Annotated in this window: 18 protein-coding genes; 8 read left to right on the top strand and 10 right to left on the bottom strand. The window is 64.0% G+C overall.

What is annotated here, in order from left to right; all coding sequences use genetic code 11:
• Positions 1–28: 28 nt before the first annotated feature.
• Together dksA and K5R33_RS05225 are read left to right on the top strand one after the other, a co-directional pair.
• A complete protein-coding gene (gene dksA, locus K5R33_RS05230) occupies positions 29–451 on the top strand; it encodes an RNA polymerase-binding protein DksA (protein WP_220747962.1) in 423 nt (140 codons plus the stop codon).
• Between the two features lie 121 nt (positions 452–572).
• Entirely contained in the window at positions 573–1,727 is a 1,155-nt protein-coding gene (locus tag K5R33_RS05225; RefSeq protein WP_255588422.1) for an FAD-dependent monooxygenase, read from the top strand.
• A gap of 174 nt (positions 1,728–1,901) precedes the next feature.
• Here the strand turns inward: K5R33_RS05225 and K5R33_RS05220 are convergent, their stop codons facing one another.
• The 3 genes from K5R33_RS05220 to K5R33_RS05210 all read right to left on the bottom strand — a co-directional run bounded on the left by K5R33_RS05220 (position 1,902) and on the right by K5R33_RS05210 (position 5,671).
• The gene (locus tag K5R33_RS05220) at positions 1,902–2,870 is read right to left on the bottom strand and encodes a cupin domain-containing protein (RefSeq protein WP_220747961.1); all 969 of its coding nucleotides are present in this window, start codon (positions 2,868–2,870) and stop codon (positions 1,902–1,904) included.
• A gap of 106 nt (positions 2,871–2,976) precedes the next feature.
• Positions 2,977–4,305 carry a histidinol dehydrogenase gene (hisD, locus tag K5R33_RS05215; RefSeq protein ID WP_220747960.1) on the bottom strand — a complete coding sequence of 443 codons (1,329 nt, stop codon included), beginning with the start codon at positions 4,303–4,305 and terminating at the stop codon, positions 2,977–2,979.
• 337 nt (positions 4,306–4,642) lie between these two features.
• The gene (locus K5R33_RS05210; RefSeq protein ID WP_220747959.1) at positions 4,643–5,671 is read right to left on the bottom strand and encodes a LacI family DNA-binding transcriptional regulator; all 1,029 of its coding nucleotides are present in this window, start codon (positions 5,669–5,671) and stop codon (positions 4,643–4,645) included.
• Between the two features lie 102 nt (positions 5,672–5,773).
• Here K5R33_RS05210 and hisD (K5R33_RS05205) point away from each other — a divergent pair, with 102 nt between their 5' ends.
• From hisD (K5R33_RS05205) to comE, 4 genes are read left to right on the top strand one after another with little or no spacing between them, the layout of a single operon-like run.
• Positions 5,774–7,081, top strand: coding sequence for a histidinol dehydrogenase (gene hisD, locus K5R33_RS05205; RefSeq protein WP_220747958.1), 1,308 nt, complete (start codon positions 5,774–5,776; stop codon positions 7,079–7,081).
• Positions 7,078–8,037, top strand: coding sequence for an alcohol dehydrogenase catalytic domain-containing protein (locus tag K5R33_RS05200; RefSeq protein WP_220747957.1), 960 nt, complete (start codon positions 7,078–7,080; stop codon positions 8,035–8,037). The genes hisD (K5R33_RS05205) and K5R33_RS05200 overlap by 4 nt, the downstream gene beginning before the upstream one ends.
• Before the next feature lie 14 nt (positions 8,038–8,051).
• Positions 8,052–8,558: a sulfopyruvate decarboxylase subunit alpha gene (comD, locus tag K5R33_RS05195; protein ID WP_220747956.1), complete on the top strand. Its 507-nt coding sequence runs from the start codon at positions 8,052–8,054 to the stop codon at positions 8,556–8,558.
• Complete coding sequence (gene comE / locus K5R33_RS05190; RefSeq protein WP_220747955.1) at positions 8,555–9,109, top strand: sulfopyruvate decarboxylase subunit beta; 555 nt, start codon at positions 8,555–8,557, stop codon at positions 9,107–9,109. The genes comD and comE overlap by 4 nt, the downstream gene beginning before the upstream one ends.
• 92 nt (positions 9,110–9,201) lie before the next feature.
• Here the strand turns inward: comE and K5R33_RS05185 are convergent, their stop codons facing one another.
• The 5 genes from K5R33_RS05185 to K5R33_RS05165 form a co-directional block, all read right to left on the bottom strand.
• A complete protein-coding gene (locus tag K5R33_RS05185; RefSeq protein ID WP_255576233.1) occupies positions 9,202–10,398 on the bottom strand; it encodes a flavin monoamine oxidase family protein in 1,197 nt (398 codons plus the stop codon).
• Between the two features lie 174 nt (positions 10,399–10,572).
• Entirely contained in the window at positions 10,573–11,148 is a 576-nt protein-coding gene (locus tag K5R33_RS05180; RefSeq protein WP_220747953.1) for a nucleoside/nucleotide kinase family protein, read from the bottom strand.
• Positions 11,145–11,912 (bottom strand): ATP-binding cassette domain-containing protein, encoded by a 768-nt coding sequence (locus K5R33_RS05175; RefSeq protein WP_220747952.1) that lies wholly within the window; start codon positions 11,910–11,912, stop codon positions 11,145–11,147. Before K5R33_RS05175 ends, K5R33_RS05180 begins: the two co-directional genes overlap by 4 nt.
• A complete protein-coding gene (locus K5R33_RS05170) occupies positions 11,909–12,988 on the bottom strand; it encodes an ABC transporter permease (RefSeq protein WP_220747951.1) in 1,080 nt (359 codons plus the stop codon). The genes K5R33_RS05175 and K5R33_RS05170 overlap by 4 nt, the downstream gene beginning before the upstream one ends.
• 209 nt (positions 12,989–13,197) lie before the next feature.
• Positions 13,198–14,217, bottom strand: coding sequence for a sugar ABC transporter substrate-binding protein (locus K5R33_RS05165; protein ID WP_220747950.1), 1,020 nt, complete (start codon positions 14,215–14,217; stop codon positions 13,198–13,200).
• Positions 14,218–14,378: 161 nt separating this feature from the next.
• On the opposite strand from K5R33_RS05165, the gene K5R33_RS05160 reads away from it, so the two are divergent.
• A complete protein-coding gene (locus K5R33_RS05160) occupies positions 14,379–15,560 on the top strand; it encodes an ROK family transcriptional regulator (protein ID WP_220747949.1) in 1,182 nt (393 codons plus the stop codon).
• Between the two features lie 21 nt (positions 15,561–15,581).
• On the opposite strand, the gene K5R33_RS05155 is transcribed toward K5R33_RS05160, so the two are convergent.
• Positions 15,582–16,451, bottom strand: a complete 870-nt coding sequence (locus K5R33_RS05155) for an amidohydrolase family protein (protein WP_220747948.1) — start codon at positions 16,449–16,451, stop codon at positions 15,582–15,584.
• Positions 16,452–16,570: 119 nt separating this feature from the next.
• Between K5R33_RS05155 and K5R33_RS05150 the strand changes: the two genes are divergently transcribed.
• Positions 16,571–17,329 (top strand): HpcH/HpaI aldolase family protein, encoded by a 759-nt coding sequence (locus tag K5R33_RS05150; RefSeq protein WP_220747947.1) that lies wholly within the window; start codon positions 16,571–16,573, stop codon positions 17,327–17,329.
• A gap of 103 nt (positions 17,330–17,432) precedes the next feature.
• On the opposite strand, the gene K5R33_RS05145 is transcribed toward K5R33_RS05150, so the two are convergent.
• On the bottom strand, positions 17,433–19,019 hold the full coding sequence (locus K5R33_RS05145; protein WP_220748504.1) for a chloride channel protein: 1,587 nt from the start codon (positions 19,017–19,019) through the stop codon (positions 17,433–17,435).
• Positions 19,020–19,038 lie beyond the last annotated feature (19 nt).

Genomic DNA, 19,038 nt, shown 5'->3' with positions numbered 1-19,038 from the left:
CAGGCACCCCGCCGCGAGGGAGCGCAGTATGAAGGCTGAGACCTTTCTTCCGAACGATTACATCCCCGCCGAGGACGAACCGTTCATGAACGACCGCCAGGTCGAGTATTTCCGTCGTAAGCTGTTGGCTTGGAAGGCCGATCTGCTGGATGAGACGGCCACGACCATTGAGGGTCTGCAAGACGCGGCCCGCAACATTCCGGACATTGCCGACCGCGCCTCCGAGGAGACCGACCGCGCGCTGGAACTGCGAACGCGGGACCGTCAGCGCAAGTTGATTGCAAAGATCGACTCGGCCCTGCGCCGGATCGACGAGGGCGAATACGGCTATTGCGAAATGACCGGTGAGCCGATTTCGCTGAAGCGCTTGGACGCCCGTCCCATCGCGACCCTGTCGCTGGAGGCGCAGGAGCGTCATGAGCGGCGCGAGAAGGTCCATCGCGACGACTGACGTCACTTCCGTCTGAGGGGCGTGTTTCACCGATAGGTTTGTGGCCACGTCTTGTGACGGAACCGGCCTTTTGGAAAGACCGCCGCGCAGGCCTGCGTCGGCGGTTTTTTCGTGGCTTGCAGTGGCTGCGTCCACGCAAATCTCACTGGCCGTTCCATCCTGGTCGCGCCATATCTGCGCCATGGATGCCGATGTCACGATCTTAGGGGCGGGGATTGCCGGTCTTGCGGCGGCCGTGGCCTGTACCCGGGCCTCCCGGTCGGTTGAGGTGATTGAGCAGGCGCCCGCCCTCACAGAGGTGGGCGCTGGGTTGCAGATCGCGCCCAACGGTATGCGGGTCCTGCGCGCTCTGGGCATCGAGGTGCCGGGCATCGACAGCCAAGCCGTGCATTTGATTGATGGACCATCGGGCCGATCCCTCGTGCGGATGCCGCTCGGCCCCGGGTTTCGCTTGGTCCACCGTGCGGACCTTATCGAGGCTCTGGCGCGCAAGCTCGATGGTGTCACGCTGACTCTGCGGGCTCAGGTTACGCAGATCGAGGGTGACGCAGACCTGGTCTTTGACGACGGCACGCGCCGCTCGGCGCGACGCCTCATCGGGGCGGATGGGGTGCGTGGGGCAAGCCGCGGGTTCGTGGCGCCGGATCATCCCCAGCGGTTCACCGGGCAAGTTGCGTGGCGGGCGCTCGTCCCTGTGGATGGTTGGCCGCCCGAAGCGCAAGTTCACGTGGGGCCCGGTCGACACATGGTCCTGTACCCGTTGCGCGACGGGCGTCTGCTCAACATCGTCGCGGTGGAGGAGCGGTCGGCCTGGACCGCAGCGGGGTGGTCCCAGACCGATGATCCATCCAATCTACGGCGGGCCTTCGATGGCTATGCGGCGCCAATCCGTGAGCTGCTGAGCCGGGTCGAGACGGTCAACCTTTGGGGGCTGATGGATCACGGCGCCTTGCCGCGCTGGACCCGGGGGGCCTGCACGCTGATCGGGGACGCGGCGCATCCGACGCTGCCCTTTCTCGCCCAAGGGGCTAATCTGGCCCTGGAGGATGCCTGGGCTCTCGCGCGGATGGTCGAAGACCCCGCCGCCTATGAGCGCGCGCGCCGGGACAGGGTCACACGCGCCCTGGCGGCTGCAGCGGGAAATGCCCGTAGCTATCACCTGACCGGGGTGCCGAAGATGGCGGCCCATGCCGTCCTCCGCGCGGTCGGTCGCGTATCGCCTGGGGCGCTGCTGCGGCGCTATGATTGGCTCTATGGGTTCGATCCGACGGCGTGAGCGCGCCGTCGGGGTCGGGTGTCATGTCTGGGGCAGGCTTTGCGACCGACTTTGATGGACGCCTTCCGCTGTTGTGCGCCGCTCACCCAGCCGCCAGGGCCCTGGCCTTGGACGGCGTCGCGTTGATCCCGTAAAGCTGATGTCAGCCGTAGATTTCTACCCGACCGTTCCCCCTCAGACGACGGTCGGACCGGCCGGATCGTCCGTTTCCGTGATACGGTACAGGCTGGCCTCGCCGGTCATGGACGGGGTCAAGGCATAGCCCTCGCCCGGTTTGATCAAACAGGTGTCGCCCGGGTTCAGATGGCGGTCTGCGCCATCCAGGCTCAGGTGCCAATGGCCGCGCATGGGCATCAGAACCACGTGTTTTTCGGCGACGGCGCGCGTGTCCGGCAGGGAGCCACGGGTCAGGAACTCGACCTCGAACCCTGGCCGGTCGCGCAGGCAGCCATTCGGCCCGATCACAGCGGCGGGACCATCGGCGGCCAGGGCCATCAGATCTTGGTAGCGGGCGACATAGCCAGGGATGACGTCCGCCGCGCGCGGCTCGGGGAAGTTGGCCAGCTCCGCCTCGGACAAGAGCGGCATGGGCGCCACGTCGTCGGGCAAGGCCTCGCCCCGTTTGCTGTCATAGAGGCGCCCGTTCTCCCCGAGGATCAAGCCATGGGCCTGGGCATCTTCGATCACCTGGGGCGCCCAGATGACACCGCCGCCTGCATCGTCACCGCCCAGGATTGCCATGATCATTCCATAGTCGGTGCCCACGTTTTCGAACCCGCGAAAGATCCCGGTGGGGATGTTGAAGATGTCCCCTTCCTCCAGGATCACACTTCCCGCGGTGCCCCAGCGACCCCAAAAGAACCGCCAGCGCCCCTTGAGCACGAAGAACACCTCGGCGGTGCGATGGGAATGGAGGGAATTGCGACACTTGGGCGGCTGGCCCGCCGCGCCGATGTTGAAGCCCGGCGTGTCCGCGATATGCACATGCTGATCGGGGCTTTCGGATACGCCGCCCCCGATGATGGTGAAGTTTTCCTTTTGATCGGAGCCCGGGGTGTGGGCGTCGATGAAGGCCGTCTTGCATGGGCGCAGGGCGCCATATCGAACGATGCGGGCGTCGATGTCTGGGGTCGTTTGCAGCATGTCATTCTCCTGACGTGGACCTGGCGCCGGTGGCGGCGGCTGGGGCGCCAGGAGGGGACGCGTGTGATGGAGGGCCGGTCCCCCGCCATCACCCGCGCGGGGGATGTTATTCGGCAGCGGCCTTATGGGGGACGGCCTGTCCGTAGGGGACATTCCGTCGCCCGTACCTACGGACGCGGATGTTGCATTGCTCGGCGTGGCCCACGAACCCTTCCAACATGCACAGGCGAGAGCCATAGGCGCCCATCTCTGCCGCGGCCTCGTCGGTCAGGATCTTTTGATAGCTGTGGGTCTTCAAGAACTTGCCGACCCAGAGCCCGCCGGTGTACCGCCCCGCCTTTTTCGTTGGCAGGGTATGGTTGGTGCCGATCACCTTGTCGCCGTTGGCCACGTTGGTGCGCGGCCCCAGGAAGAGCGCGCCGTAGCAGGTCATATGCTCTAGGAACCAATCGTCGCGGTCGGTCATGACCTGGACATGCTCCGAGGCGATATCGTCGGCCACGCTCAGCATCTCTTCGTAGGTGTCGCAGAGGATGACCTCGCCGTAGTCGCGCCAGCTTGTGCGGGCTGTGTCGGCGGTCGGAAGGATCGTCAGCAGACGCTCGATCTCGATCTGGGTGTCTTCGGCCAGTTTGCGGGAGTTGGTCAGCAGGACGCAGGGGCTGTTGTAGCCATGCTCCGCCTGTCCCAGCAGGTCCGTCGCGCAGAGTTCGGCGTCCACGGTTTCGTCTGCGATGACCATGGTTTCAGTCGGTCCAGCGAAAAGGTCGATGCCCACACGACCGAACAACTGGCGCTTGGCCTCGGCGACAAATGCGTTGCCCGGCCCAACCAGGAGGTGCACTGGATCAATGGTTTCCGTTCCGATGGCCATGGCGCCCACCGCCTGGATACCACCTAGCACATAGATCTCATGGGCGCCGCCCAGATGCATGGCGGCAATCACGGCGGGGTTCGGTTCGCCATTGAACGGCGGGGTACAGGCCACGATGCGCGGCACGCCCGCCACGCTGGCCGTGGCCACGGACATATGGGCGGAGGCAACCATCGGAAACTTGCCGCCGGGGACGTAACAGCCCACCGATTGGACGGGGATGTTCTTGTGCCCCAGGATGACGCCGGGCTGGGTCTCAACCTCCACGTCCGTCATGCTGTCACGCTGAATCTGGGCAAAGGCGCGAACCTGATCTTGGGCGAACCGGATGTCGGCCATGTCCTGGTCCGAGACCTTGGCGATGATCGCCTCGATTTCCGCTTCGGTCAGGCGATAGGTCTCGCGGTCGTAGCCGTCGAACTTCACCGCTAATTCCCGCACGGCGGTATCGCCACGGGCCTCGATGTCCCGAAGCGTCCCGGCAACGATGTCGGACGTGCGGGCATCATCCTCCAAACGCTCGCCCGCGGACTTCCCGCGCTTCAGGTATTCGATCGGCATGGCAACGGCCCTTCTGTGGGTTTGAATACGTATTCGAGATGTGTTTACTCCGGCCTCGGATGCTTTGCAATAACCTCTGCGGTTGCGGGCGCATTGGTCCGGCGAAGCGCTTGGGGTTCAGGGTGAGGCGGGTCGGGAGGGTGCTGGGAGCCTTCGATCTACGGACAGGCTTAGTGCATCGGGCGCGACGGCATATTTGGGGAACATCGAAACGGGAGTTGTCCCATCCGGTTTCTCTGGGCGCCCGTTGCCTGATGTCGGTATGTCACGCGTGTCTGGTGCAACGATGGGAGATCGGCGGCGCGCCGTAGGCCTAAGGTGTCTTGTCTAGGCTGTTCTAAGAGCGCGGCGCGGGGCCGAGGGAGCCGCGTTCCATGATCTCGCAGGGGAGGGCAACCGTGTCGGGTGTCGTGCCGGAGCGGACCATTTCTGTCAGCATCGAGGCGGCTTGGCGGCCCATATCCCCGTGGGGGACGCGCACCGTCGTGAGGGGCGGGTCCGCGATCACGGCAATCTCCATATCGTCGAACCCTGTGATCGATATGTCCTGTGGGACGCGCAACCCCATGGTGCGGGCTTGCCGCATGGCGCCCAGGGCGAGGAGATCGTTGCCGCATATGACCGCTGTCGTCTCTGGGGTCTTCGCCAAGATCTGCGCAAAGGCGCGGGCGCCCGTCTCGATGCCATACCGGGTCTCTACCACGTTGAGCGGCGCGCAGTCTGGCACCTCCGCCATGGCGTCCCGGACCCCGGCGACACGGTCCCGGGTGCGGTCGTTGTCGCTGGTATAGCCAGAGATGGTCGCCAGCCGACGATGCCCCTGTGCGAGCACTCTGTGGGTCATCTCCGCCATCGCCTGCCTGTTGTCGAAGCCTACGGAGGGGCGGGGCTGCGTTGGGTCGAACACCCAGGACACCAGCACCGGAACGGTGTGGCGCGCAAGAAAATCATAGAGGGCTGGGTCCCGATCATGGCCGATCAATAAAAGGCCATCGGCACCGCGCGCCACCAGGGTGCGGATCTGCGTCTCTTCTAAGTCGCGACGGTAAGACGACGACGCCAGCAGCAGCGTCATGCCGTGGTCGACCAACGCTGTCTGAAAGGCTTGCAGACCGCGCGCGAAGATCGAATTGTCCATGGTCGGGATGATTGCGCCGATGGTGTCCGTACGCTTGGCCGCCAAGGCGCGGGCGCCAAAGTTCGGCGAATAGCCCAGGTGTTTCACCGCCTCTAAGATGCGGTCCCGCGTATCCTTTTGCACCCGGTCGGGCGCATTCAGGCAGCGGGAGACCGTCGCCGTTGACACACCCGCGCGGGCGGCGACATCGGCCAGGGTTGGAACACGTGGGGGAGGAGGGCCGTCCATGGGGTGTCCTTAGCAGGCTTTCGACCAATCGCAATGTAAGCGCTTGCATAGTGCGATGCAAGCGCTTACACGGGTGGCAAATGAGTCGAGGAGGGGAGCGTTATGGCCCGCGAATATCTTAAGAAGGCCACGCTGACGGCGCGCTCGGATGCCGCCGACGTCTCGGCCACGGTGCAGGGTATCCTCGACGACATCGAAGCGGGCGGCGACGCCAAGGCGCTGGAATACGCGGCCAAGTTCGACAAATACGACGGCCCCACGTTGATGTCCGACGCTGAAATCGAGGCCGCTTGCGCCCAAGTCCCCGAGAAATTGAAGGCGGACATCCGCTTCGCCCATGACAATGTGCGCCGCTTTGCCGAGGCGCAGAAGTCCACGATGACAGACGTGGAGGTGGAGGTCGTGCCGGGCCTGATCGCGGGTCAAAAGGTCATCCCCGTGGATGCGGCTGGCTGCTACGTGCCGGGCGGGCGTTACAGCCACATCGCGAGCGCGATCATGACGGTGACGACGGCGAAGGTGGCGGGCTGCAAGCACATCACGGCCTGTTCGCCGCCGCGTCCCGGCGTGGGGATCGCGCCTGCCATTGTTTACGCGGCCAAGGTCTGCGGCGCCGATGCGATCCTGGCCATGGGCGGGGTGCAGGCGGTTGCGTCCATGGCCTTTGGTCTTCACGGTCTGCCCAAAGCCAACATTCTGGTTGGGCCGGGCAACCAGTTCGTGGCGGAGGCGAAGCGCATCCTCTATGGGCGCGTTGGCATCGACATGATTGCTGGGCCGACGGACTCGCTGGTCCTGGCCGATGGCGCGGCAGACCCGGAGATCGTGGCCGCGGACCTCGTGGGGCAGGCGGAGCATGGGTATAACTCGCCCGTTTGGCTGGTCACCGATAGCCGCGATCTGGCCGAGACGGTTATGGCACGGGTGCCCGCCCTGATCGCTGACTTGCCTGAGTTGAATCGCCAGAACGCTGAAGCCGCCTGGCGCGACTATGCTGAGGTCATCCTGTGTGCGGACCGTGAAGAGATGGCCGCGACATCGGACGAATACGCGCCCGAACATTTGACCGTACAGGCCGAAGACTTGGATTGGTGGCTGGGCCGCCTGTCCTGCTACGGCTCGCTCTTTTTGGGTGAGGAGACGACGGTGGCCTTCGGCGACAAGGCCTCGGGGACGAACCATGTGCTGCCGACGTCGCGGGCGGCGACCTACACGGGCGGGCTGTCCGTGCACAAATACATGAAGATCGTCACCTGGCAGCGGGCCACCCGGACCGGCGCCCGGGATGTGGCCATCGCGACGGCGCGGATCAGTCGCCTGGAAGGGATGGAGGGCCATGCCCGCACCGCCGACATCCGGCTGGCCAAGTACTTCCCAGGCGAAAACTTCGATCTGAGCGCGGAGGGGTGAAAGCTCTCGTCTACACGGGACCGGAGGCCCTGGCCTACCGGGACGTGCCGGATGCGGAGACCGGACAAGGGGAAGTCCTGGTCCGCGTCCGGCGCGTCGGGATTTGCGGGTCGGATATGCACGCTTACCTGGGCCATGACGACCGGCGACCTGCGCCTCTGATCTTGGGGCATGAGGCGGCGGGTGTGACGGCGGACGGGCGGCGCGTGACCGTGAACCCGCTTGTCATCTGTGGCATCTGTGATGCGTGCGTGGCGGGTCGCGAAAACCTCTGCGCTGCGCGCCAGATCATATCCATGCCGCCACGCGAGGGGGCCTTTGCGGAGGCCGTGGCCATGCCCGAGGGCAATCTTGTCACCGTCCCCGATCATATCACCGACGCCCAGGCTGCTTTGGCGGAACCCATCGCCTGCGGCTGGAACGGCGCGCGTGTCGGTCTTGGCCATACGAGTGGGGCGACGCGTGCTCTGGTTCTGGGTGGCGGGGCCATTGGCCTGGGCGCGGCGCTGTGTCTGACCGCCCAAGGTGCGGAGGCGGTCACCCTGGTGGAGCCCAACGCGACGCGCCGGGCCTATTTGACCGACTATGTGCAGGCTGTCTCGGAGGCGCCCGATGGCGCCTTTGATGTAGTTGTCGACGCTGTCGGTATGGACGCAACGCGCGCTGCGGCCAGTGCCTCGGTTCGTCCTGGCGGGGCGATTGTGCACATCGGCCTAGGCGGCGGGCAGGGTGGTCTGGACCTGCGCCGTATCACCCTGCAGCAGATCGCGGTATTCGGGATCTATACCTACACCTCGCAGGACTTCCGCGACACGGCAGCGGCGATGTTCGCGGGGCGGTTGGGTCCGCTCGATTGGGTGGAAACCCGTCCCCTGTCCGAAGGCGCCCGCGCCTTCGCCGATATCCGCGCGGGCACCGTTGCCGCGCCCAAAATCATTCTGACACCCGAAGCCTGAGAGGACCCAAGCCCTTGGATATCGACAAGAAGATATGTGACGATTTGATCGCGAACGACGTCTCGTTCGTGACCACCGTCCCTTGCAAGCAGTTGGCTGGCGTCATCGAGCATATCGAGACCCGCGAAGAGATCTTCCACATTCCTTCGAACAAGGAAGACGAAGGGATGGGCCTCTGCGCTGGTGCCTGGATGGGCGGCAAGCGGCCCGCGATCATCATGCAGAACACGGCGCTGGGTGTGACGATCAACACGCTCGCCACCCTTACGCAGTTCTACCGCATGCCCCTGCCGATGATCATCTCCTACCGTGGCGAATTGCGGGAGCCGGTGGCCTGCCAGGTCGAGATGGCGGTGCACACCAAGGCGCTGCTGGCCCAGCTGCACATCCCCACCTACCACTTCCATTGGCAGAAGGACGTGGAGGAGTTCGACAACATCCTAAAGTACACCTTCATGTGCAATAAGCCGGTCGCCATCCTGACCGACGCCAATTTCTGGGGAGGCTACGGCGACCAATGATCCGTTCTGAAATCCTGAAAGAAATCGCGCCGATCCTGCGTGATCAATTGGTTGTCTGTAATATTGGTATTCCGTCCCAGGAACTCCATGCGATTGATGACCAACCGACGAATTTCTACATGTTGGGCACCATGGGGCTCGCGTCTTCCATCGGGTTGGGTCTGGCCCTGAGCCAGCCAAAGCCGGTGATTGTCATCGACGGCGATGGCTCCATCCTTACGAATATGGGAACCTTGCCGACCATCGCCAACAATGTGGCCGACAATTATATCCTGATGATCATCGACAATGGATCCTATGGCTCCACCGGGGATCAGCCGACCTATACCGGTAAGCGGACCTCGCTCGCCAAAGTGGCCGAGGCCTGTGGGTGCGAGAACGTCGTCGAATGCCAAGACGTGGACACGGGCGAGGTGCTGCAAAAGGCGCTCGACAGCGGCAAAATGCATATCATCGTTGTGAAATGCGACAGCGGCAACGCTAAGATGCCGGTGATCACCATGGACCCTGTGGTGATCCGTCATCGGTTTATGGAGGCCGTGAAGGCCTGAGTGGGCGCGGCGCCCGGTGACGGGCGCCGCGACCTCAGCTGAAATTTCCTGGCCGCACCCCACACCTGCACCGTGCGACGGCCAAATGGCGGCTAACGTGCCCCTGGATAGGCCGCGTCCAGGGTGTCTTGCGCCCGCTCCAAGATCTCCGCATCGGACAAGGCGGCCAGATCGCGCGCCGGTTGGGCGCCGTTAAACGCCATAATCACAGGGGCATCGATGTAGGGATAAAGGTTGAGCCATTGGTTAAATTGACCACGGGGCAATCCGTTTTCGGGCGTGGCGATCCAAGTGATGTCCTTATCCCAGAAGACGTCATCATACAGCAGGTACACCTTATCCAAGACGCCCATTCCGAGTTTCTCAATGGCCGTCAGTTTGTCGGCAGAGAGGGGTGGATCAAAAGAAATTGCGCCGCTCTTTAAAACGCCGAGTGGAACAGTGACGATCACAGCGTCGAATGTTTGAGTGAGCCCGTCTTGGCTTTCCAATTGAACATGCGTGTCCTGCCAGCGCACATGTCTTATGACGTGATTGAACTGAATATCGATGGCTTCTGAAAACGCATCAAACACCTGCGCAAAGCCATCGGGGAAAACAGCGTCTTCACCGGAATAGTCGCTGTCTCGACAATAGGCGAAGGTGTTGATATCGCTCTGGCTGGCCCCTGCCGTATGTTGAACCGATAGGACCTCTTCTAACCAACCGGGTGCCAGGCGATCCGGGATATGCCGTCCATCGCCACCCCGCATGATGAAACTATCGTCTGTTTCGCTTATCTGCGCCTTGACGTCGTCGGCAAGCGATACCAGCGGATTGCCGTCGGTGCCGTGTATCCAGCTTGCGCCGAGATCAAGTGGCACCCCGAGGCTTTCATCGGTCCAGACGCGGCCCCCAATACGGTCGCGGGCCTCTAGGATCGTAACACTATATCCCTGTTTTATCAGCGCATTTGTCGCTGCTAGGCCGCTGATACCGGCGCCGACAATCCCGATTGTTTTGGCATCCGTTTTAAGAACGGCGTCCGCCGCGAACAGCCCCGATTCATAGGCGGCGTGGACCGTGCTGGTGTACGTCGGATGGGTCGCCTCGCCCGCGAACAGTAACCGCTCGTTCAATGGCCGACCCAAGGCACGATGGTGGCTCTTCCGGGCACCTCTGGCGACAAACGAATAAGACCCGCGGCTATAGGGATCCTGGCTCCAATTCGTCCGTAGGAAGCCAGTCGGGGCGCGACGCCCTTTGGCCTTTGCTATTTTCGGTATCGCACCGGGGACGAGGCCAGCCAAGGCCGCGCTCAAGATGTGCCTGCGCCGCAAGACTGATCCCCCATCTGTGTCGCCTCGCGGAAGGTATGCGTACCCTCTCAACGCCGCAATCGGCCGTATTGCACGCGTTCGAATTCCGCAGCGTTTTGCCGAGCGGTCGTTTTGCCCTGTGCTGCGAATAGATCCTATGGCCAATTACAGGATAACATCTGCCGGTCGTGAGCCTGTCTGCACCAGTCGGGCGTTCGGGAGGTCGTTGCCCTCAATCTTCTCCGCGCGGGCCTCTGGCGTCATCCAGGACCACCGCTCCGTCAAACGTTGTCGCAGGACCTCCTCGGGCACATCCAATCGTACCGTGAGATCCCACTGCAGCGCGCGCCACGGATCGCGGTCCAGCAAAAGCCAGTTGCCCTCCACGATCACAACGCGGATCGCCGCAGGGATGACGCCAGCCCCGGCGATGGCGATCTCCCGGGATCTGTCAAAGACCGGATGGATGACCTCGCCCCCAGACCGGAGGGCGTCAAGCGTGCGGGCGAGGCCACCTGTATCAAAGGTCTCGGGGGCGCCCTTTCGGGCGAGCAATCCGCGCGCCTCTAAGATCCGATTGTCCAAGTGAAAGCCGTCCATGGGCAGGACAGCGCCGCCAATCTCCGCCGCCAGGGTTTCGGCCAGCGTGGATTTGCCGGACGCGGGCGGACCCGCCAAGGCGACGAGGACGCGCGCACCGGGCAGGGACCGGATACGCGCGGCCAGGGCCTGCCGGGTCATGCGGCCTCCGGCTCCTTCGCGCCGGTCATATAGGCGACCGCATCCGACATTGTGTGATCCTTGGGGTCTATAACTGTCAGACGTTTGCCCAGGCGGTGGACGTGGATGCGATCGGCCACTTCGAACACATGGGGCATGTTGTGGGAGATCAGGATGATCGGGATGCCCCGCGCTTTCACGTCCTGGATCAGTTCCAGCACCCGGCGGCTTTCCTTGACGCCGAGCGCGGCCGTCGGCTCATCCAAGATGATGACCTTCGACCCGAACGCCGCCGCACGGGCGACGGCCACGCCTTGGCGTTGACCACCTGACAACGTCTCAACAGCCTGGTTGATGTTCTGAATGGTCATCAATCCCAACTCCGACAGCTTGTCGCGGGCGAAGGTCTCCATCGCTTTGCGGTCCAATTGGCGGAACCATTTTCCCATGATACCGGGTTTGCGCAGCTCCCGCCCCATGAACATATTGTCCGTGATCGACAGGGCAGGGGACATGGCCAGGGTCTGATAGACGGTCTCAATACCCGCGTGCCGTGCCGCGATTGGCGAAGCAAAGTGCACGGGTTTGCCCTCCAGCCAGACCTCCCCCTCGTCGGGTTGAACTGCGCCGGATATCGCCTTGATCAGGCTCGACTTTCCCGCACCATTGTCCCCGATCACAGCCAGGATCTCGCCCGGCATCAGATCGAAATCGCAGTGATCGATGGCGGTTACCTTGCCGTATCGTTTGACTAGATTGCGGGCTTTGAGGATGGGCTCTGTCATGCCGCCACCTTTCTGATCCATTGGTCCACGGCGACGGCCGCGATGATCAGCACACCAATCAAAAGGTAGGTCCATTGGGCGTCCGCGCCCATCAGGCGCAGACCCAGGGTGAACACGCCGACGATCAGGGCCCCAAAGAACGTCCCCAAGATGGAGCCACGTCCCCCAAAGAGCGAGATGCCCCCAATCACCACGGCGGTGATGCTTTCGATGTTCAGAAGCTGCCCCGACGTGGGCGAGACGGAGCCGATCCGACCGATCAGCGCCCAGCCCGCGAAGGCACAGATCAGACCGGCAAGCGCGTAGACCGAAATCAGCGTGCGCTTGACGTTTACGCCGGACAGTTGCGCCGCCTCCGGATCATCACCCACGGCATAGACGTGGCGGCCCCAGGCCGTGTGGCGCAGGGCGTAGGCGAGCACCAGCACCAGCAGCACCATGAAGATGACGCCATAGGTGAAGGTTGCGCCGCCACGCCCGCTTTCGTCGGCACCGACCTTGAAGGTGGTGCCCAGGAATTGCAGCAGGGGCGCGTTGGCTTCGATCTCTTGGCTGCGGATGGTCTCGTTTGCGGAATAGAGGAAGTTCGCTGCCAGCACGATTTGCCACATCCCCAGCGTCACGATGAAAGGCGGCAGTTTCATCACCGCCACGAGCCAGCCGTTCAGATATCCGATGGCCGTGCCGAGGGCCAAACCGCAGGCAACGGCGACCTCAACAGGCAGGCCGTAGCGGAACGTGAACTGGCCCATCACCACGGAGGAGATGACGGCGATGGCGCCCACGCTAAGGTCGATGCCAGCCGTCAAGATCACCAGGGATTGGGCGGCGGCGACGATGCCCACGATCTGCACCTGTTGCAGGATGAGGGTCAGGGCGAAGGGGCTAAAGAACCGCGACCCTTGGAGGACCCCGAAGGTGAGGATCGACAGGACCAGCACGATCAAGGGGACCAGCGCCGGATTGGTATGGAGCACGTGTTGGACCGTGCCAACAAACCCGCGCCGCGTGTCTTCGAACTCCGCGACGCGATCGGTGCGGTTGATGGCGGTCTCGTAACTGTCGGTCTCGGCCATGTGGATCCCATGTTGTCGGGTGGGGGCGCGCCTCTGGACCGTACGCGCCCCTTTGGTGGTGTGATCCTTGGGCGTGGCCCGAGGATCTCAGACGGGGGAGGTCCTCGGGTGAGACCCGAGGACGACCGGCGCGGGGAGGGACGACTCGCTTGCAACGCGCGCAAAGCGCCGGTCCGTCCCACCCCCGGCGGTGCCGGGGGCGCCGCAGGTCAGCCCCAGCAAAGCTCCATGCCTTCGGCGACATCGATGCTGTCGACGCCATCGACGGGGGTCGCGGTGACCAGGGCCACACCGGTGTCGGTAAAGTCCTTCCCTTCCGTTGGCGCCGGTACGGTGCCGTCGGCGGCGAACTGGGCAATGGCCTCTACGCCCAAGGACGCCATCAACAGGGGGTACTGCTGCGAGGTGGCCCCGATCACGCCGTCGGCGACGTTCTGCACACCGGGACACCCGCCATCCACCGAGACGATCAGCACGTCGTTTTCACGCCCGATGGCGCGCAGAGCCTCATAGGCGCCAGCGGCGGCGGGTTCGTTGATCGTGTAGACCACGTTGATCTCTGGATCGACGGCCAGCAGGTTTTCCATGGCGCGGCGACCGCCTTCCTCGTTGCCCTGGGTCACGTCATTGCCGACGATCCGGGGATCGTCCTCGTCGCCCCAGCGGCTCGGGTCCTTCACATCAATGCCGAAGCCCGTCAGGAAACCCTGGTCGCGCAGCACGCCAACGGTGGGCTGGCTCACGGCGAGGTCCAGCATGGCGATCTTGGCATCGGCGGCGGCATCGCCCAGCGAGGCTGCGGCCCATTGTCCGATCAATTCGCCCGCCAGGAAGTTGTCCGTGGCAAAGGTCGCATCGGCTGCGTCGATGGGGTTCAGCGGCGTGTCCAACGCGATTACGAGCAGCCCCGCATCCCGCGCTTGCTGCACCGACGACACGATAGACGAGGTGTCGGAGGCGGTGATCAAAATGCCCGACGCCCCGTCCAGGATGCAGGTCTCGATGGCCGCCACTTGGGTTTCGTGGTCCCCATCCACTTGGCCTGCAAAGGTTTTGAGTGTGATCCCCAACTCCTCGGCTTTGGCCGTGGCGCCTTCTTTCATCTTAACGAAGAAGGGGTTGGTGTCAGTTTTTGTGATCAGGCAGGCGGTTGTGCCGTGGCCATCGGCCAGGGCCATACCAGAGGTTGCGGCGAGCGCGAGGGCGGTGCCGGTCAGCAGTTTTTTCATGTCTCTCTCCCTTGGTCGGCGCGATGCGCCGGTCGCGGGGCCGTCTCCTCGCCCCCGCATCCCAAGGCGTGACGGGTTTTGGCGGTTCCGTCAATTAATAAATCAAGTTGATTTATTAATTTCGACTTTGCATTTTTGAGGGGTTCAGGAGAAGGGACCCCATGGCCCAGGACATCGACATAGACCTCGGTCGGGCGGCCACGCAGAGCGGTGTGCGCGACCATAACGAACGGTTGCTGTTGTCGGCCATCAACCGGATGGGCACCATCCCTGGCTCACAACTAGCCCGTCGTCTTGGTTTGTCAGCCCAGACAGTGTCCGTCATCTTGCGGTCGCTCGAAGGAGAGGGGCTTCTGACACGCGGTCAGCCCCAGAAGGGCCGCGTAGGCAAGCCGTCGGTGCCCATTGGCCTCGCGCCTGACGGCGTGTTTTCCATTGGGCTGAAGATCGGGCGGCGCAGCGCGGACCTGGCGTTGATGGACTTTCACGGCGTCATCCGAGACCAAACGCAGATCCACTTTCGCTACCCCATGCCAGACGCCGTGTTTGCGTTCCTCGATTCTGGGCTCAAGCGCTTCCTGGCTCTGCTGACCCCAACCCAGCGGCAGCGCGTCTGCGGCATCGGGATCGCGGCGCCGTTCGAGGTTTGGAAATGGTCTGACGCCATCGGCGCCCCCGCGCAGGAGTTCGCGGCTTGGCGCGATGTGGATTTCGCCCAAGACGTGTCGCAGCGCACGGGCTTTCCGGTCACTGTCCTGAATGACGCAACCGCTGCCTGCATGGCCGAAAACGCCCTGGGCGAGGGTCCGGGCCTGCGTGATTATGCCTATATCTTCGTGGGCTCGTTCGTCGGCGGGGGCGTGGTCCTGGGGGGCAGCGTGTTCGACGGCCCCCACGGGAACGCAGGCGGGTTTGGCCCCATTGCCAGCCAGCGTCCTGATGGCACGCCTGCGCCCCTGCTCGACACGGCGTCGCTCTACTTGCTGGAGGACGCCATTTCGGCGGATGGCGGCGACCCTGCGGGCCTCTGGACGGAGCCGCGCGATTGGTCGCCCTTTGCGCAACAGATCGATCCTTGGGTGCGCAACACCGGGGCGGCCATCGGGAAAGCGCTGGTCTCGGTCTGCGCCGTGATCGACTTTCCGGCGGTCATCATCGACGGGGCCGTCCCGCCCGATATCAGGACCGGCCTTGTGGAGGTGGCGCGCGCCACCCTCCAAGGCGTCGATACGCGGGGCCTGGTCGTGCCCGACATCCGCGCCGGTCGGATCGGAGAGAACGCCCGCGCCATGGGGGCCGCCTATGCGCCCATCGCCGAGCGCTATTTTGTGAGCGGCAGCTAGGAGCCCCACCCAGCACGCGGGTCAAAACCCGTAAAGACGCTCCGGCACCTGCGTCAGGATTGTTCGCCGATCGGCATCGCGCGTCACAACATCCAGGAAGGCGTTTAACAGGATCCCTGCATCGGGCTGCTTGGCGTCCGCCAACATAATGTGGGGCCAGTCACTGCCCCAAAGGCATCCGTCCGGGTTTGCCGTCGCTAGGGACGCCACATGCTCCGCTGCGGCGTCGTAGGGCGCGTCGCATAACCGATACAGCCCCGACAGCTTCACCAGAGCCGCGCCATCCGCCACCAAACCGCGCAACTGGTCAAATCCGGGTTCGGACGGTCCGGCGCCCAGGTTCGGCCAGCCGATGTGATCAAAAACAACCGGAACTGGCATGCCACGGACGGCGTCTGCCAAGTCCGCCATATGCCTGTGGGCATTCATCAGCATCTGCACGTGCATCCCCCGCGCAGCCAGCCGCGGGGCCATGGCCTGGACGCCCGCCCAACTGAGGATGCCGCCATGGACGTAGTTGAGTCGAACCCCGCGCACACCGGCCTCGGCCAGGGCGTCCAACTCCGCCTCCGTGGCGCCATCGGTGACAAGCCCAATGCCCCGCGCGCGACCGCCCAGTCGCCGTACGGCCGCCAGAGTGACAGCATTGTCGCCCCCGTAAACGATAGAATGCACGATCACGACCCGCGCCAGCCCCAGTCGCGCCAGGTGACGTTCGAGCCGCTGGGCCCAGTCCTCCAACAGACCCGGGGCCGGGTCCTCGACGCGGCCGTCCCATAGGGGGAAATCGTCGCCCATCATGTGGACATGGGCATCACAGGCCCCCTCAGGCAGCGGGGCCTTGGGCGCGGTCGGTTCAACGATGGGGAGGGCTGCGCGGGGCAGGGACATGGCAGATGGCTCCGATCAAGATCACGCCAGCCTAGCCAAGGCTCCGAGCCCCGCGCAACGGCGCTTGACGCGCCGATCGGTCTTCGGTGGAGTGCGCCCGTCGCAGGCAGGAGAGAGACATGGCCGACGCTTCCTTCAAAACCCGTATGCTCGCCGGAGAGATCCTGGCCGGGACCTTCTTCAAGACGCCTGCCCATGAGTTGGTGGAGGTGCTGCACCTGTCGGGCTTGGACTTCCTGTGCTTCGACGCGGAGCATGCGCCGTTCGACCGTGGGCGCATGGATGCTTGCCTCGCCGTGGCGCGCGCCCTGGGGTTTCCAACGCTCATCCGCGTACCAACGGGCACACCGTCTGAGATCCTGAAGGCGCTCGACGCTGGCGCCACGGGTATCGTTGTGCCCCATGTCAATTCGGTCGAGAAGGCGCGGTCCATCGCCAAAGCCGCCCATTTCGGACACGGCGGGCGCGGTTATGCTGGGTCCACCCGCTGGGCCGGCTACGCCACTCGCACCATGCCCGACGTGCTGGCCCAAGATGCCGAAACCATCGTGATTGCCCAGATCGAAGAGCCGGAGGGCGTCGAGGCGGCCGAGGAGATTGCCGCGCTCCCCGGCATTGATGGCCTCTTCGTTGGCCCTGCCGACCTTGCCGTCTGTTATGGGGTCACCGACCAATCAACGGGACCCGTCCGCGATGCCATGGTCCATGTGGGCCAGGCGGCCGCCAAACACGGCAAAGCCTTCATGACCTTCGCCCCCTCCGCCGCAGCCGGACCGGACCTTCGCAGCCTGGGCGTCACCATGTTCTTCGTAGCCTCTGAACATGCTTTCATGCTGCAAGGCGCCCGAGTTACGGCCAAGGCGCTCCATGAACTGTAAGCGCCCCTCGCCTGTTTTCTTCTCGGTAAAAATACCTCCGGGGGGCGGCCGCAGGCCGGGGGGCAGAGCCCCCCTGGTCGGACCGCCAAGGGCGGTTCGACACTCAGGAATGCTCTTCCGCAGCCGTCGCCGCCAAGGCCCTGTTATAGACGCGCAAGGCATCCACTTGCAGCAAAACGCCAAGGATCTCAGGCGGTCCCGCCTGTTCTGACAGGCGGACCACAGCTAAGAAATCACTGTTCGAGCGCTCGAAGAGGGGCATCGCGGTCTCCAGGGTATCGGAGGGGGCCACGAACAGCGCCTCGTTCACGGCCCGCCGTACGCGGTCTTCGTTTGGTGCGCGCGGGTGTTCTGGGGCCTTCATGACTGACGACACTTTGAACATGGCCAACAGATACGCCTGGGGGCCCGCCGCCAGATGGATGCCCCGCCGCTCCAGCTGGGTCAAAAAGAAGGACCGGTCGACCAGGCGCGACGACAAGGCCGTGGACATGCTGACCGCAACCAGCACGGCCAGACCCGTTTGCCAGTCGCCCGTCAGCTCGAACACGATCAAGGTGGTCGAGATCGGCGCGCCCAACACCGCCGCCGCCACCGCTCCCATACCCGCCAACGCATAGAGTGTTTCGGAGCCGCTGACGTCAGGCAGGATTGCGGTGGCCACGATGCCAAAGGCCAGACCGACCAGCGCACCGACCATCAAAGACGGCGAAAAGATACCGCCGCCCATGCGCCCGCCCATGGTGATGGAGACGGCTGCCACTTTGAGCATGGCGAAAATCACCGCCTCATGGAACAGCAAGCTTCCCGAGAGCGCCGCTGACGTCGTCTCGTACCCGACGCCGATGATATGGGGAAACCAAATCGCCATGGCGCCCAGCAGCAGACCAGAGAGGGCCGGGCGCAACATCGGCGGCAGACGCAGACGTCCTTGGACCCGCGTGACCAGATCTTCGACCCAAAAGATGGATCGCATGAGCACAAATGCGATCAGGCCACAGGTCAGCCCCAAAAGAAGAAAGGCTGGGAGTTCCACATAAAAGGCTAGGATTCCCGCCTGGGGCAGGGTGAATTCGGTCACATCGCCGAAATGCACACGGCTGATAACGCTGCCCGATACGGCCGCAATTGTGATCGGGGCAAAGGCATGGACCGCGAAGTGCCGCAACACGACCTCCAGCGCGAATAAAGCGCCTGCGATAGGTGCGTTAAAACTGGCCGCGACACCGGCTGCTACGGCACAGCCCAAGAGGTCTCGCCCCGTGATGCCGTCTGCGTTCATTCGGTTCGACACCCAGCCCGCGATCAGCCCGACCATGTGGACGACGGGTCCCTCTCGCCCGCTCGAGCCGCCGGAGGACAGGGTAATCAGCGAGGCCGCGACCGAGGCCATCCCCGCGCGCCGCTCCACCCGGCCTTCCTTCATGGCCGCGCCCTCGATCACTTCGGCCACCCCGCGCACCCGTCCGTCGGGCGTGAACCGTGTCAGGATGAAGCCGACCACCAAGCCGCCCAGGGCAGGAAGCAGCAGGACCCACCACCACGGCAGTGTCGCAGCGAAGCTGTGCAACGTCCGGGGGTCTTCGGTGCCGTAGAGAAACGTTTGCAAGGTCCGAATGGAGGTCATGAACCCCACGGCGGCGTAGCCGGAGGCGATCCCCACCGCCAGGGCAATGAACCAGAACTGCATCTGGGAGGGCCCGCGCGTC

Origin of the sequence: Jannaschia pagri, assembly GCF_019655435.1 — a bacterium.
In the GTDB taxonomy this organism is placed as follows: Bacteria; Pseudomonadota; Alphaproteobacteria; order Rhodobacterales; family Rhodobacteraceae; genus Jannaschia; species Jannaschia pagri.
This window is presented reverse-complemented; position numbering and strand designations above follow the sequence as displayed.

Bases quoted from the DNA above. Each gene is read 5' to 3' on its own strand.
- K5R33_RS05170 (WP_220747951.1), bottom strand. From the start codon at position 12,988: ATGGCCGAGACCGACAGTTACGAGACCGCCATCAACCGCACCGATCGC.
- dksA (WP_220747962.1), top strand. From the start codon at position 29: ATGAAGGCTGAGACCTTTCTTCCGAACGATTACATCCCCGCCGAGGAC.
- K5R33_RS05160 (WP_220747949.1), top strand. From the start codon at position 14,379: ATGGCCCAGGACATCGACATAGACCTCGGTCGGGCGGCCACGCAGAGC.
- hisD (WP_220747960.1), bottom strand. From the start codon at position 4,305: ATGCCGATCGAATACCTGAAGCGCGGGAAGTCCGCGGGCGAGCGTTTG.
- K5R33_RS05150 (WP_220747947.1), top strand. From the start codon at position 16,571: ATGGCCGACGCTTCCTTCAAAACCCGTATGCTCGCCGGAGAGATCCTG.
- K5R33_RS05155 (WP_220747948.1), bottom strand. From the start codon at position 16,451: ATGTCCCTGCCCCGCGCAGCCCTCCCCATCGTTGAACCGACCGCGCCC.
- K5R33_RS05210 (WP_220747959.1), bottom strand. From the start codon at position 5,671: ATGGACGGCCCTCCTCCCCCACGTGTTCCAACCCTGGCCGATGTCGCC.
- hisD (WP_220747958.1), top strand. From the start codon at position 5,774: ATGGCCCGCGAATATCTTAAGAAGGCCACGCTGACGGCGCGCTCGGAT.
- K5R33_RS05165 (WP_220747950.1), bottom strand. From the start codon at position 14,217: ATGAAAAAACTGCTGACCGGCACCGCCCTCGCGCTCGCCGCAACCTCT.
- K5R33_RS05145 (WP_220748504.1), bottom strand. From the start codon at position 19,019: ATGCAGTTCTGGTTCATTGCCCTGGCGGTGGGGATCGCCTCCGGCTAC.
- K5R33_RS05180 (WP_220747953.1), bottom strand. From the start codon at position 11,148: ATGACCCGGCAGGCCCTGGCCGCGCGTATCCGGTCCCTGCCCGGTGCG.
- K5R33_RS05175 (WP_220747952.1), bottom strand. From the start codon at position 11,912: ATGACAGAGCCCATCCTCAAAGCCCGCAATCTAGTCAAACGATACGGC.
- K5R33_RS05220 (WP_220747961.1), bottom strand. From the start codon at position 2,870: ATGCTGCAAACGACCCCAGACATCGACGCCCGCATCGTTCGATATGGC.
- comE (WP_220747955.1), top strand. From the start codon at position 8,555: ATGATCCGTTCTGAAATCCTGAAAGAAATCGCGCCGATCCTGCGTGAT.